The 15,957-nt window shown below is 66.4% G+C and carries 4 protein-coding genes; 2 read left to right on the top strand and 2 right to left on the bottom strand.

Annotated elements, in window-relative coordinates; translation table 11 throughout:
* Positions 1-423: 423 nt before the first annotated feature.
* Entirely contained in the window at positions 424-6,336 is a 5,913-nt protein-coding gene (locus ACZ6KY_RS22415; protein ID WP_469312057.1) for a LamG-like jellyroll fold domain-containing protein, read from the bottom strand.
* Positions 6,337-6,976: 640 nt separating this feature from the next.
* On the opposite strand from ACZ6KY_RS22415, the gene ACZ6KY_RS22410 reads away from it, so the two are divergent.
* Positions 6,977-14,125, top strand: coding sequence for a polymorphic toxin-type HINT domain-containing protein (locus tag ACZ6KY_RS22410; RefSeq protein ID WP_469312056.1), 7,149 nt, complete (start codon positions 6,977-6,979; stop codon positions 14,123-14,125).
* 93 nt (positions 14,126-14,218) lie between these two features.
* Entirely contained in the window at positions 14,219-14,947 is a 729-nt protein-coding gene (locus tag ACZ6KY_RS22405) for a hypothetical protein (protein ID WP_469312055.1), read from the top strand.
* A gap of 308 nt (positions 14,948-15,255) precedes the next feature.
* On the opposite strand, the gene ACZ6KY_RS22400 is transcribed toward ACZ6KY_RS22405, so the two are convergent.
* On the bottom strand, positions 15,256-15,957 hold a 702-nt coding region (locus ACZ6KY_RS22400; protein WP_469312054.1), incomplete at its 5' end, for an IS701 family transposase.

The following is a 15,957-nucleotide window of genomic DNA, read 5'->3' as shown; positions in this document are numbered from 1 at the left end:
GAAGGGCGCATAATCCGTCGCCGCGGGTTCGAGTCCCACCCGCCCCGCCTCAATAGGGCCCTGACCTGCAGAAACATCTCTTCGGAGGTGTTAGAACAGCTCACTCGCCCCAGCAGAGCTTCGCATCATCGCCGTCGCAGTGTGCCGGTGCTGCCGCGCCACGGCGACGGTGTGTCATCTTTCCGCCAGTGGCCACACCGCCGAGCACCTGGAGACCGTGGCCGCCGAACTCGACAGCCGCCCACGCAAAACGCTCGGCTGGGAAACCCCAGCCGAGCGCCTCACTCAGCTACTTGACCCAGCCAGCTGACCAGCGGTATTGCAATCCTCCCTCGAATTCGCCCCGCGGCGGGGGCCTTCGACCTCTTGGGAACACCTGGCTTACCGAGCCGTGATGAACCGGCAGGGGCCCGGCTGTGCGGGTCAGCGCAGTGCACTGACCTCGGTCGCCGACAGTGTCCGCGGGTAGACGTGGACGTCGGCGACGGAGCCGGGGAAGGCCAGGTACGGGGTGGTGGCGGAGGCGCTGTTGACGCAGCCGCCGATGGTCAGAGGGAGGGAGGAGTCGTACTGGGGGCTGAGGTTGGTGGCGGTCCCTGCCAGGGAGCCGTTCTGGTAGAGGGCCATGTTTCCGGTCGTGGAGTCCCCCGGGACCGGTGCCCGGAAGGTGGCGACCAGGTGGGTCCAGGTGCCGACCGGGCCGGAGTTGGTGTCTCCTTCCGCGGTGGGGAAGTCGGAGTTTTCGTCGTTGGTGGTGGTGGTCTGGAACATCCAGGCGGCGCTGGGTTTGTCGTAGGAGAGGTAGAAGGACTGGTGCTGGGTGGTGCCCTGGCAGACGGCGGTGGTCCCGAGGGCCGAGTTGATCTTCACCCAGGCGGAGACGGTGTAGTCGCCGAGGGTGTTGACCGCGCTCTGCTTGCTCTTGAGGAGGCCGGTGCTGCCGTCGAAGGCGACGCTGCCGGACAGCCCGCTCGGCGCGTCGCTGCCGTAGGTGGTGCCGCCGGTGGCGGTGACCGGGTTGAGGGAGGCGGTGTCGGTGCCGTTCGATCCGAGCTTCCACTCGTCCTCGGGCATGCCCTTGTCCCAGCCGGCCGGCACGATCACGCTGGCCGCGTCGGCCTGGCTCGCCGGCATCGCGTACGGGTAGACCTGCACGTCCGAGACGGAGCCGGGGAACGCGTTGTACGGCGAGGTCGCGGCGGGGTCGTTGATGCAGCCGCCGACGGTCAGGGGCATCGACGAGTCGTACTGCGGGGTGAGGTTGGTGGCGGTTCCCATCAGGGTGCCGTTCTGGTAGATGGACATCCCGCCGCTGCTGTCGTCGCCGTCCACGGGTGCGGTGTAGGTGACCAGGAGGTGGGTCCAGGTGCCCACGGCCCCGGTGTTGTTGTCTCCTTCCGCGGTGGGGAAGTCTGAGTTGTCGTCGTTGGTGGTCGTGGTCTGGAACATCCAACCCTTGTTGCCCCGGTCGTAGCCGATGTAGAACGCCTGGTGCTGGCTGGTTCCCTCGCAGATGGCGGTGGCCGGGTTGTCTGTGGAGTCGAGCTTCACCCAGGCGGAGACGGTGTAGTCGGCGAGGGTGTTGACGACGGTGTGGTCGCTCTCCAGGAAGCCGGTGCTGCCGTCGAAGGAGGTGGCGGTGGCCGGGGCGTTGACCGCGTCGGGTCCGGTCGAGCCGAAGGTCGCCCCGCCGACCGCGGTGAGCGGGTTGTCCCCGCGTGCGTCGGTGCCGTCGGCGGCCAGCTCCCACTCGTTGTCGGGGGTGTCGCTGCCGGTGGCCTCCGGGACGATCAGGTTCGGCGCGATGCCGACGACCTGGGTGTTGGTGTCGCTGAGGTAGAGGGCGGCGAGGTCGTCGTAGTACGTGTTCGACGGGTTGCCGCTCGAGAGGTCCGCCGCCTTCACGGTCGACGAGATGGCCGTGCCGTCCGTGGAGACCGCCGCGGCGAAGTCGATGACCTGGGTGGGGAAGTTGTCGAGCAGGTACTGATTCACCACCTCACGTGCGGATTCCTGGGTCGCCGTGCCCGGGTGGGCGGCGGTGAACGGCGCGATGGTGGTGAGGTAGACGGTGATGTTGGAGTTCTCGGTGACCGGCTGCCCGTTGATATAGGCCTGTCCGTCGTCGGTGGAGTACGAGTTCAGCTCGCTGTTGATCGCGGCGAGTCCCTGCTCGACACCGGTGGCGCAGGCGTCGGCGGTGCCGGTGCAGTTGAGCAGGTCGGCGGCACCGGTGGAGACGAGCACGGTACGCACGTTTCCCTGCGCCAGTACGTTGCGGTCCAGCGGGTTGAGCGCATTGATCGGGGTGTCGCTGTACGTGCCCTGTGGCAGCAGGTTGTTGCTCAGGCTGGTGCTGTTGGTGCCTGCGTTGAGCACGCCGTAGTCCACCGAGGAGTCCCCGTTGGGGTCGCCCACGATGGCGCCGGTGATGGCGTCGCTGAGGTGGTGCTGACCGTCGCCGCTCGCGGTGTCGCCGTTGACGCTCTGGTCGCCGTAGAGGACCAGCGAGCCGGTGGGCGCGGAGACGGGCGTGGTGACGTCGATGCCGGCCAGGTACGGCAGACCGGTGTACGTGGTCTGCGTGAACTTGGTGGCCGCGGTGTCGCCGGTGCGGTTGGCCGCGTCGCTGACCCACACAGGCGTCTGGGCCGCCGCGTGGCCCGGCAGCGCGGACACCGAGCCGTGCACCTGCAGGCTGACCAGGACCGTCGCCTGCTGGTCGACGTGCACGGTCACCGGGTCGCTGGTGACGTCGCCGCCCGCCGGGATCGTGACGGTGACGGCGCCGCCGAAGGCCAGCGGTACCGGTGCCCCGGTCGCCGTGGCACCGCCCGCCGTGCTGTCCTGGAGGGCGACGGAGGCCGCGTCGAAGGTCACCGGGCTGCTGCCCATGGCGTTGGACAGGTGGACGCGGACGCCGTTGCCGTCGTCGCTACCGATGCTGACGTGGGCCGGCATGCGCAGCGTCTGTCCGTTGACGGTGGCTGCGCTGCCGCCGGACTGCGTCACCTTGGCGGTGTCCTGGACGGAGGACCAGGTGCCGACCCAGTGCTGGGTGCCGTTGCCTGTGACGGTCAGCGGCCGTACGCCCATGCCCAGGATGTGCAGGGTCGGCTGGCCGGCCTGGACGCCGTTGGTGAACAGCGGCATGGAGACGCTGCTGATGACCGAGCCGGGGCAGGTCAGCGGGACGCTGACGGCGTAGACCTTCGGTCCGGGGCTGGGGCTGGTCTGGGTGTTGTTGCTGTGGTTCTGGTGGACGAGGGTCAGCGTGGCCGCGGAGGCGGGGCCGCTCAGCCAGTCGGGCACGGTGTCCAGGGTGTACGACTGGTCGGCGGGGGCGCCGGTCGGGTCCAGGCAGTTGTTCTTGGCATAGGTGATGGTGCCGGTGGCGCCCTTGGCCGCACCGCCGGTGGCGAAGGCCAGGAAGACCACGGCGTCACCGGTGTTCACCACACCGCTGCCCGGCACGGTGACGGTCTGCCCGGAGGCCAGCATGTTGTCGTAGGTGCCGGTGCCGAACTTCGGCAGCGCGATGCCCGTACCGTCGACGGTCACCGACTTGCCGCTCTGCCAGCCGGAAGTGCCGGTCAGGTCGGCGGAGTTGATGCTGTTGCCGGAGCCGTCGGCGTCGGCCGTGCTGGTCGTCGTGGTGAAGGTGCTGGTCGCGGTGTTGTTCAGGCAGCTGCCGGTGCTGTTCATCGCGCAGGTCAGCGCGGGTGCGAGGCGCAGCACGTCGAGTCCGGCCTGATAGCCGCTGGAGCTGGGATTCTTGCCGGTCAGGGTGAGGGTCAGGGTGTGCGCGCCCTGTTTGAGGGTGAGCAGTTGACCGTTCGAGTCCTTGGGGATGCCGAGGTTGACGAACCGGGTGGTGGTGTACGAGTTGTAGGCGTCCAAGCCGCTGAGCAGGGTGGCCTGGGTGGGCTTGCCCGCGTCCAGGACCAGGTTGTAGATGCCGTAGTCCTTGGCCCGGGTCAGATTGGCCCCGAAGCTCCAGGGACCGTCCTTGGGGATGTCGAAGCCGAACGTCGCGCTGTCACCGCTGACCACCTTCGAGGTGGTGCTCTTGTTGGCCAGCATGGCTTGGTAGCCGTCGGCGAACTCGTAGCCGCTGAAAGCCGCCTGGCTGATCAGCTGACCGCCCTTGGACGTGGTGGTCGCCTTGGGCACGGCGGTGGTCGTGCCGTCGGTGTTGGTCGCCGTCCAGCCGGCGATCATCTTGTCGCCGTAGGCGTAGGTCGGGGTGCTGGTACCGGCGTAGAAGGCGTAGCTCGTCTGGGAGATGGACGTCGAGCCTGCCTGGTCCACGGACTTGGCGTAGAGCGTGTGCGGTCCCGCCTTGGCCGGGGCGAAAGCCGGGGAGGCGCTGCCGTTGAGGACCGCGGTGCCGGTGCCGGGGCCGTTGTCCGAAGTGGCGTAGTAGATGTGGCCCGGCACGAGCGTCGTGCTCGTGGTCCAGTGGGTGGTGCTGGTGGTGTAGACCGTGTTGCCGAGGGTGGCGTCCAGGGCGAACAGATAGCCGGTGATGTTGTTGGTGTGGTTGTTGCTGAGCGTGAAGGTGCCCTTGTCACCGAAGGCGGCACCGATCTGCTTGGCCGGGAACTGACTTGACGTCGCCGTGGGCGCGGGGGGCGCGCTGGTGTCCACCGTGAACGTCTGCGTCTTGGTCCAGATGCCCGAGCCAGGGCCCACCCAGTAGCCGGCCGCGTTCTGTGCGGTGGCCTTCCAGGTGTAGGTGCCGTCCGGCAGGCTCGACGTGGTCCAGTCGCTGCCGTTGGTGTTGTACCGGGCGCGCTTCTTCGAGTCCGTGCTGGGGCCGAAGCCTTGGTGGATCAGGGTGCCGGAGGAGTTGTAGACGTCGTACTCGATGCGCACCAGTTCGCTGCCGCCCGCCAGGTCGGGGTCGACCGCTCGCGCGGACAGCGTCGGCGTGTGGGTGGTGGTCATCGTCTTGCCCATGCTCACGATGGACGGCTTGATGGCCGGGGTGCCGGTGCCCTTCTTGAGCCTGGGGCGGTAGCTGTAGGTGACTGACATGGTGGCGCCGCCGCCGTAGGCGAGCTGCTTCCACTGGGTCGCGTCGTTCATGTCGGGCGACTGGACCATCAGCGTCATGCTCTTCCAGCCGCCGGCCGCCGCGCTCTGGGCCCGGGAGGTCACGTCGAACTCCAGTGACGGCGGGCTGACCCAGGAGTTGGCACCGTCGGTGACCGGGCAGGTGCCGGCCTCGTGGCTCTTGGGGTTGGTGCCCAGCGAGCCAGTGCGTCCGCCGGGCTCATGGCCCCAGTACAGCGACGACGAACTCCAGCCTGCGGGGCGGTCGGTGCCGTAGACGGCGGCCGGGGTGTCCGAGCAGGAGGCGGCGGAGAGCTGCTTCACGTACAGCGAGGCATGCGTGACTACGGCGCCTTTGATGCCGCTCGTGTTCATCTGGTAGTAGGTGCGGGCCCGTTCACCGTTGCCGGGGGAGGAGTTGTCCCACCCCTCACGAGCGTTGGTCGCCCCCGAGGTGGACGTCGAGTTGTAGACGTTCCAACCGTTGTCGGAGATCCGCGCCCAGTCCAGCTGGGAGGGCCTGCCGCTCCACTCCGGGTCCACGTAGACCGGGTAGGTGGTGCTCTTGGCGGTGAGCAACTTCTGGTCCAGGCCCAGCAGCTGCTTGCCGTGCTTGAAGGTCACATGGACGCGGGAACGGTGCCGGCCGACCTTGGCCGCCGCGGCGTGCTCGGCTCGTGCGGCGGAGACGGTTGCTGTCCGGGCACGGCCAGTGCCACCTGTCTTCTGGCCGGTGCTGTCCCACATCAGCGCGGTGTCGCTGTGGAACAGCGTCTTGCCGGTGCGGTTGTCGAGGGCCTGCGCGCCGCCGTCTGAGGTGGCGGCCAGCTTGAGGTTGGTCGAAGTGGTGTTCCACGCGAGGCGTTGCAGTCGCGGATCGGCTGCGGCCTTGGAGGTCTTGACCACCAGGATCGAGGAGTAGCCGGAGGCGTCCGCGGTCAGCTGGAGGTCGACTCCTGGCAGCACCTCGGGGTAGGTGGCGGTGTCTTTGGAGATCACCGGTCTGGGGAGTGCGCCCGGCCAGGAGAATCCCAGCTTGTCAATTCCGTCACGCATTGTGACCAGCGCGCCGGAGCCGCCGTTGGAGAAGGCCACGTGCGTGACGGCGGCTTTCGGTGCCCAGGTCCCGTCTGCGTGCCGCACCAGAGTGGTGTCGATGGGGACCCATTTCCCTTGTTGCTGCACACGCTGCGGCATGGAGGAATCGGTCTGGGTGAAGGTGCCGTCCGGGTTGGCCACCACTTCCGTTGCGCTGCCGGTGAGCGAGTCGACGGTCACTGGCTTGCCGGTAGCCTTCGCCTGCGCGGACGCCGACTCCGTAGGGTTGAGGCGCCCGGCGGCGGATGTCGGACGGTCGCTCGGGGACGCGGCCTGTTGAGATGCGGCCGGTGTGCTCGATAAGGCGTGAGCCGGTGCCGCAGCGGCCAGCGAACCGGCAGCCATGGCCGCGATGACGGCAGCGGCGATCGGTCTCGACGCACACGTAGGTATGCGGGAAGCGGACATTGAAGTTGGGGTCCTTCGCAGGTTCATGCGGTTCCCCCCGTGGGCCCCGCGCCGCCGTGCATTCTCTGGGGCCGGTGTGAGCCGGGTCCAGCGCCAGTTGGTCGCCAAGTGACCATGTTGAGTCCATTTTTGACGCATAGATGTGAACTTGTGTTCGAGTCTGTGCGCCCCCTTTGCCTTACCCCGGAGAATCCTTTGCCTGGACATGCGGCCTCAGGTCCTAGCGTGATTCCTTGCGGGGGGCTTGATCGACGTGTGCCTCCGTTTTGGCGTGCACTCAAATCGCTGAAGTCGAAAGGGACTTGGGCGGTTCGGGGCCGGGGAGGGGAGACACGGCATGGCGCGGATTTCGGGGTGGAGACGCGGTCGGGCGGCTTGGGCTGCTCGGAGGGTTCGTCGTACGGCGGTAGTGATGGCGGGCGCCTTGGTGGTGAGCCTGTTGCCCGTCGGTGTAGCCGCGGCGGCCACGCCGGTGAAGCGGAACATGGCGGCTCCCGCCGCTCCGCACACCAAGCGGGTCCCCTTGGCCCGCCCCTGGCCCAAGCGGGGCTTATCTTCCAAGAAATTCAAACATTTCGACCCCGGCGGGCAGACGAAGCTGCCCGCCCCGGGCAGCGCCGTGGTGACTCTTCCCAACGCGCCTGCCTTCGCGAGCCTGATCGCCAAGACGCCGCAGGTACGGGCCGGAAACACACCCGTTCTGCTCGGTGCCGCCACGGGTTCGCGGCTCCCGTCGGTCACCGGTTCGCAGCGAGTGCGCGTGACGATGCTGGACCAGAAAGCCGCGCGAGCCGCCGGTGTCCACGGTGTCCTGTTCACGCTGCACCGCACCGGCCCCGGCAGCGGAAAGATCCCGTTGCAGGTGGACGACTCCTCGTTCCGCTATGCCTTCGGCGGCGATTTCGCCTCGCGCCTGCACCTGGTCCAGCTGCCCGCCTGCGCGCTGACCACGCCGAAGCTGGCCAGGTGCCAGACGCAGACCGCGGTGCGCACCGCCCCGGGAACACCGCTGTCCGCGCAGGTCACCGTTCCGGGCCCGGGCGCTGCCTCGGCCGCGCTTGTCCATTCACACTCGGCCGCGAGTGCACTCAACGCGACGTTTGTCATGGCCGCGACCGCAGGTGCTTCCGGCTCATCCGGTGACTACTCGGCAACCGCTCTGTCACCGGGCGGCTCCTGGTCGACCTCGGGGAACACGGGCGCGTTCACCTACAGCTACCCGATCACGGTGCCTTCGGCAATCGGTGGGGCAGCGCCTCAAGTGGGCCTGTCGTACAGCTCCGCAGGTCAGGACGCGCTCACCGAGGGGACGAACAATCAGTCGTCGTGGTTGGGTGACGGCTGGACGTCGACTGAGAACTACGTCGAGCGTACCTACAAGTCGTGCAGCGACGACTCTTCATCCGGTGCTCCGAAAGACGACGGCGATCAGTGCTGGGCGGGACAGATCCTGACCCTGTCGCTGAACGGTGCGTCCACCGACATCGTCTATGACGACGCCACCAAGAACTTCCGTCCCGCCGACGACAACTCCACGATCAAGATCGAGGACCTGTCCGGCGGCACGAACGGCACCAAGAACGGTGAGTACTTCAAGGTCACCGAGGGGGGCCTGCAGTACTTCTTCGGCCTCAACCGCCTGCCCGGCTGGACCAGTGGCAAGGGCGAGACCAAGTCCGTGTGGAGCGAGCCGGTCTACCACGCACATGCCGGCGTATCCGACTGCCCGGACAGCACGGACTTCGCCGCCACCTCCTGCACGCTCGGGTACCGGTTCAACCTGGACTACGCGGTGGACCTGCACGACAACGCCACCGCCTGGTACTACGCGCCTGAGACCGGCTACTACGGTGCGGACCTGAAGGACACCGCGGTGTCCTACACCCGCGGCGGCACTCTGTCGCGCATCGACTACGGCATGACCTCCACGAGCATCTACTCGGGTACGGCGCCGGAGCAGATCCTCTTCGACACCACGGGAGAGCGGTGCATCCCCGGCACTCCGTCGGGCAACACCTGTGCGGACAGCCAGTTCACCCCCGCCAACGCCGCGTACTGGCCGGATGTGCCGATCGACTTGAACTGCACCTCCGGGGCGAGTTGTACGAACCACGGTCCGAGCTTTTGGTCGCGCAAGCGCCTGACGTCGATCACCACGCAGATCCAGACGGGCGGAGCGACCCAGCAGGTCGACAAGTACACCTTCACCCAGTCCTTCCCCGACGGCGGCGACCACGCCCCCACCCTGTGGCTGGACTCCATCAAACGAACTGGCCTGGACACCCTGGGCGGCGCGTCGGGCAGCACCTCCACACCGGCAGTGAGCTTCGATCCGCCCCTGCAACTTCCCAACCGTGTGGGCACCATCCCGCAGATGCCGCTGATGTACCACGACCGCATCCAGACGGTCACCAGCGAGACCGGCGCACAGACCACTGTCACCTACGACCGGCCCAACTGCTCCAGCGCCCCGGCCAGTGACCCCACGGACCCGACGGACGCAGCCGCCCAGACGTTCGCGTCGACCAACACGCTGTCGTGCTTCCCGGTGTACTGGACCCCGTACGGGCAGCCGGCACCGATGATGGACTGGTTCTACAAGTACAAGGTCACGTCGATCGTCACCGATGACCCGCACAACTCCTACCAGGACGGCACCCAGCCGAAGCTCGAAACGGACTACGCCTACAAGGGCAATCCGGGATGGCATCACGACGACAACGAGGTCGTCAAGGCCAAAAATCGGACCTGGGGTCAGTTCCGTGGCTACCCGGAGGTGGACGTCACCACCGGTGATCCCAGTGTTTTCCACCTGACCGACGGCGCCAAGGTCTTCGACCAGAAGACGCTGAGCAAGACGTACTACTTCCTGGGCATGAACGGCGACACGTTGCCCGGCAGCAAGACCCGCTCGGTGCCCGCGCTCACCAGCCAGGACGGCGCCACGTCCGTAGCGGACAGCAACGCGCTGGCCGGACAAGTCTTCGAGACCGACACGTACACCAGCGCCACCGGAAGCCTGGACAAAGCCACCGTCACCGTGCCCACGATCATCGGCCCCACGGCCAGCCGCAACCGCAGCGGCCTGCCGGGCCTGACGGCGCAGATGGTCCGCACCGCCAAGAGCCTCAGCCGGCAGAAGGTCTCCTACGGCTGGCGCAAGACCGAGACCGACACCTTCTACAACACCACCTTGGGCAAGTCGACGACCGGGATGCCCGCGCAGATCGACGACCGCGGCGAGACCGCCGACAGCGACAACGCCGCCAAGTGTGCCTACACCCATTACCTCACTGGTGCGGTGGACACCTTGGTTGTGCCCGCCGAGATCATTGCCACCGACCAGGACTGTTCCGCCGCCGGAGCGACTCCCGGCGGCACCCTGATCTCCGACGTCCGTACCTCCTACGACAAGAACGCCTTCGCCTACGACGGAGACGGCCAGCAGAACCCGGCGCTCCCCAAGACCGGAGACGTCACCCTCGTCCAGAAGGCGTCCGCCGCCACCGGCGCCACGGCGACCGCGTTCGTCGACGAGGCGGCGACCACCTATGACGGCTACGGACGCAGCACGCTGATCGTCCGTACGCCCCACTCCACCGCCCCCGACGGCACCAGCCTGTCCCAGAGCACCGTTACCGGCTATAGCCCCGCAACGGGAGAACTCCCGACCAGCGTCGTCACCGCCACCCAGGTCACCCCCGGGGCTGCCTGCACCACCAGTACGGCCAGCTCCAAGGACTGCCACGTCACCAGCAGCACCATGGACCCGGCTCGAGCCCTGCCCACAGCCAACATCAGCACGGCCAGCCTTCTCACCTCGCTAACCTATGACGCGCTCGGCCGTCGCACGGCCGTCTGGCTGCCAAACGAGAGCAAGGCCAACAGCGCACCGGCGAACACGACCTACACCTACAACCTGTCCCAGACGGGCCCCTCGGTCGTCGCCACCAACACCCTGTTGGACAACGGCAGCTACTCGACCAGCGAAACGCTGTACGACGCCATGCTGCGCCCCCTGCAGACGCAGGCGACCGCGGAGAACACGAGCACCACGGTCAGCGACATCGAGTACGACTCGCATGGCTGGACCGTTGACACCAACAACGCCTACAGCGTCGCGGGCAACCCCGTCAGTACGCTCGTTCCAGTCTCCCAGGTGACCATCCCCGACACCACCGTCACCGACCACGACGGACTCGGCCGCGCCGGCCTGGTCACCGAAGAGCACAACGGCTCCAAGACCTGGACCACGACCACCGCCTATACAGGGGACAAGACCACCATCCTGCCTCCCAAGGGCGGTGTCGCCACCACAACAGTCGTCAACGCACGCGGTCAGACCACCGAACTGGACCAGTACACAGCCGCTCCCACCGTTTCCGGTACTGCGGCCACCGGATTCACCACCACCGGCGGCACCACCTCACCCACGACCTACGCCTACACCGCCGCAGGCCAGCAGCACCAGGTCACCGGACCCGACCACACGGCGTGGACATCCGACTACGACCTGCTCGGACGCAAGAAGTCCCAGAACGACCCGGACGCGGGCAAGAGCAGTTACGGCTACGACGACGCAGGCAACCTCGTGTCGAGCACCGACGACGCGAAGCAGATCGAACTCGACTACACCTACGACCTCCTGGGCCGCAAACTCACCGGTAGCGACAAGTCGAAGTCCAACTTCCAGTTCGCCTCCTGGCTGTACGACACGAAGCGCATCGGCCTGCCGACCTCCTCCACCCGCTATGTCCAGGGTGTGACGGGCGGTTACACGGTCGCCGCCACCGGCTACACCACTCTCGGCAAGCCGACCGGCACGACGATCACCCTGCCGGCTTCCGAGACGCCGCTGCCGTCGACCTACACGACGACGTACACCTACACCGTCAGGGACCAGCTGCCGGCGACACAGAGCGACCCGCGCGCCCAAGGGCTGAACAACGAGACCATCGCCTATGAGCACGACGTGCTGGGCAACCCTACGAGAACCAGCAGTAGCGCCAACATCTACGTCGACGGGACCGTCTACACGGACTACGGGGCGCTGTCCCAGGTCACCCAGGGCGCCTCGACCAACCCGGCCACGACCACCTACCACTACGACGACCAGACCCTCCGGCTGACCGAGCGCCTCATCAGCCGGACCCAGGCACCCGGTCCGACGGTCGATGACACCAAGTACGCCTACGACGCCTCCGGCAATCCGACCTCCATCACCGACCAGCAGTCGGAGACCGGCAACACCGTCACCGACCAGCAGTGCTACAGCTACGACGCCCTGAACCGACTCACCGACGCCTGGACCGGCAAAGACAACTGCACCGCCAACCCGCCCACGGCCGGCACCCTCACCACAACGCCCGGCTCCTACTGGCAGTCCTTCAGCTACGACGCCATCGGAAACCGCCAACAGGGCGTCGACCACGCCATCGGCAGCTCTGGCACCTCCGTCACCACCACCTACGCCAACGGTTGCACCGCCAACTGCAACTCCACCGGCGCCCAGCCCCACACCCTGACCGCCACCACCGGCGGCACCAACCCCACGACGTTTGGTTACGACGAAAACGGCAACCTGCACACCCGCACCCCCACCAGCGGCCCCGGCCAGACCCTGACCTGGGACGACGAGGGCCACCTGGCCCAGGTGGACACCAGCGGCTCCAGCCCCACGACCACCAAGTACCTGTACGACGCCGACGGCAACCAGCTCATCCGCCGAGACCCCGGCCAGACCACCCTCTTCGCCGGCGACACCCAGATCATCGTCAACACCGGCGTCACCCCCAACGTCCTCCTCGGCGCCGTTCGCACCTACTCCCACGGCGGCAACGGGACCCCCATGGCCGTCCGTTCCAGCCTCACCGGCGGGGGTCTGAAGTACCTGTTCAACGACCCGCACGGCACCGCGACCCTCTCGATGGACACCACCACCCAGCAGGTCGCCCGCCAGCAGTACACCCCCTACGGCCAGCCACGCACCAGCGCCAACGCCACCAACTGGCCCGACCCCACCCACTCGTACCTCGGCAAACCCCAGGACACCACCACCGGCTACACCGACGTCGGCGCACGCAAGTACGACCCCACCCTGGGCCGCTTCATCAGCGTCGACTCCATATTGGAAGCCACCAACCCGCAGGAACTGGGCGGCTACACCTATGCCGCCGACAACCCCATCACCAACAGTGACCCGACCGGCCTCGAATCGTGCTACCCGAGCTCCTACTGCTCCGGCAGTAATGGAACCTACGGGACCTACAAGTCGCACAACGACCCTCAGTCGCCCGACTACGACGGAAGCAGTCACGACACATCCGGTGGCGGTGGCGGTGGCGGTGGCGGTGGCGGCGGCGGTGGCGGCGGTGGGTGCTATTTCGTCCTGCTCAACCCGTGCGGTGGGATCACGGTCCCGATGCAGTCCCACGGACATCCCAGCGTGACGACGATCATCGCGGGTGAGCTCGCCGGCGTAGCCAACGGGCTTGATAAGATAAGCGACTTCGCAAATCCGGCGTGCTGGATCTTCTCGGGTGCCTGCAGTAGCTCTGACTCGTCGAGCGCAGCGTACGACAAATTGGCGAAGAAAGCGGGAGCGGATACCGACTCGAATGCCTACAAGGCGGCAGTGAATAACGGATTCACCGCGCCGTTCTTGGCCCTCGGTGGTGGCAGATTTCCCGAGGATGATGTCCCATTCCTCGGAGTGGCGTGCAGCTTCACGCCCACGACCCTGGTTTTGATGGCCCACGGCAAGACCAAAGCCATAGCAAAGATCAAAAATGGTGACCAAGTCGAGGCAGCTGACCCCCGGACAGGAAAGCATCGGGGTCCACGTGTGGTCCTTGCGCGCTTCGTCAACCATGACCACGACTTGATCGACCTGTCGATCGAAACAGCACTACATCACTCCGCCATCGTCCACACCACCTCGCGCCACCCCTTCTGGGACGATACCGACCACAGATGGGTGGCAGCGGGTCGCCTTAAGCCGGGCCACGTCCTGAACACGGCAACCAAGCGGCATGTCTCCGTCCTTGCTGTCCGGGTCCGCTCGGCGGCAGCGGATATGTACAACCTCACGGTTCAACAGCTCCATACGTACTATGTGCTGGCAGGGACCACGCCGGTCCTTGTTCATAACACCTGTGGTGGAGACAAAGTTTGGGAGCCGTTCCGCGAGGGCGTCGACCACACCGACCAGGGAACCCTACCGGCGGATGCAGGGATTTCGGCCGGAGCCTCGTTGGATGAGGGTTCATATCACTTCATTGTTCGCCGGGATGGTTCCTTGCGCGCAATGGAGGACTATTCGATGTGGGATCTCAACCCGGATGCCGGTCACACCGCCCTGGGTGACCGTCAAGGGGTGCTCATGGCAGGCACGTTCGAGGTCGATGGAGATGGTGTGATCAGTGAAGTCCGAAATTTCTCCGGACACTATCGCCCGACGGATTCTCCAGGGCACACACCGTTGCTTGATGTAACCCGTAGAGCCTTTCAAGGGCACGGGTGGGACTTCGCGGACGATGTCTGGAACTACACAGACCGCTGAACTAGCGAACGCTTGTGGGGGCAGTCTCGTTGAGGCTGCCCCCATTGGGCTTGAAAACCCCGTAGGACTACCTATCTCCATGTGGCGGTAACAATGGAACTTCCGGCATACCCCAGCCCCGACGTACTCCTTGCGCGCCTCGCTCATTTTCAGGGGGTCGGTCCCGCAGGCGACATCGAACGCACCAACGGCGGGCCGTCACCAATTCATACTGGAGAACCCTCTCGCGAGGAATTTCTCAGTCGACTGGCGGGCCAGGTCGGCATGCAGGGCCATGACCTCTTCCTCGTTGCGGGTCTAGCTCTTCCGGACGATGCATTGCACTTCGACGAGGCGGCCAGTCGTGCGCTCCCCGCACTGGTGCAGCGCGCACTCACCTTGCCCGCTTCCAGCCGCCGGCGATTGCGGGACTACGCCCGATCTCTGGCCGAGGTACCGCATACTGCCCCCCCCAGGAAGATGCGCTCATTTGAGCAGTACCCTCCGGGTTTCGGGTCGCTTTTTGTGCGAATGCTCGCCCTCCGAAATCTGGGATGGTCTTCGGCGGCCAAGGTGATGTATTTGATGTCTGATGTTTATCTATCGGCTGCAACCATTGGGGCAATAGGGCGTGGTGTCAAGGAACTTGACCCTGAGCTTCTCGAAGGGTTCGCGGCCGTGCTTGGCGTTCCAGTCACTGTTCTGACTTCTTTGACGGGAATGCCGCAAATTTCGGCAAGCCGCAGGCATCCTGAGGAAGTTATCGACACTGCCGCGCTGCTTTGGGACGTGCGGCACCTGAGCGCGGAGCAGGTGCGGCAAATCTCGCATCTGGCAGGTTGACCCTGGGTGGTCATCGCTGCTAGCGCGACGATAGTCCCAATTGTAGCTGGTTGGGGAATTGGCAACCCATAAGCATTTCTCTCATTCGATTTACTCTGATGAGGTTGCTGCATCTCAAGTGCCAACATGGACTCAAGATGGCATTCGACCCTTCCTGGGGATCGTGGGCATCTCAATGCGCTGCCCAGCTGAGGGTATGTAAGTAACGGTCCTAATAGGACTCCGTTAGGTCTGTCTCGATCTTGGCTTTGAGTGGGACCCGCTGGGCAGGGGTTGGTGGCAGGTGGTGCAGACGCCGGTCCAGCACCTCAGGACGTCCTGGAGGGCGTCGAGGATCTGGTAGAGGGTGAGGCCGGTCCGGGCGCTTTTGGGGCCAGGCGCTGTTCGGTGAGGAAGGCGTGGGCGGCGGTCACGAGGGTGACGTGGTGGTGCCAGCCCGGCCAGGAACGCCCCTCGAAGTGGTCCAGGCCCAGGCCGTGCTTGAGTTCGCGGTAGTCGTGCTCGATGCGCCAGCGGACCTTGGCCAGACGGACCAGGTCGGCGACCGGGGTGTCGGCCGGCAGATTGGACAGCCAGTACTCGGTCGGTGCCTCGGCACCCGCGGGCCATTCGACCAGCAGCCAGCAGTCGGGCAGGATCCCGTCCCACCAGCCCTGTTCTGCCGAGGCCGTGGCCTTGATCGGACGCTCGACCGCTTTGCCTGCCGGGCGCACCCGCACGGCGGCGAAGCGGGAGCGTAACTCTCCTCGCGAGCCGTTCCGCCAGGTGAGCGGGGTGAATGCCTCCTGTCCGAGGCCGGCGGCCAGGGTTGCCACAGACGGTGCCTTCTGTCGGTAGCGGGGCTGGGGCCAGCAGCCGACGGGCCCGTTGCGGGCCGGAGCGACGGGCTTGGTCTCGAAGGAGTGGGCGCTCACATCCGAGCGGATGGCCAGGACGTAGGAAAGTCCGCGCTCGGACAGCGCGGACCGCAGGTGAGCGTTGGTGCCGTAGGCGGCGTCGGCCACCACGAC

Source organism: Streptomyces sp. NPDC042002 (assembly GCF_055588305.1).
The sequence above is the reverse complement of the archived record's forward strand: the minus strand, read 5'-3'. Positions and strand labels throughout refer to the sequence as shown.

Excerpts from the sequence above, each read along its gene's own strand:
- ACZ6KY_RS22410 (WP_469312056.1), top strand. The coding sequence starts at position 6,977 with ATGGCGGGCGCCTTGGTGGTGAGCCTGTTGCCCGTCGGTGTAGCCGCG.
- ACZ6KY_RS22405 (WP_469312055.1), top strand. The coding sequence starts at position 14,219 with ATGGAACTTCCGGCATACCCCAGCCCCGACGTACTCCTTGCGCGCCTC.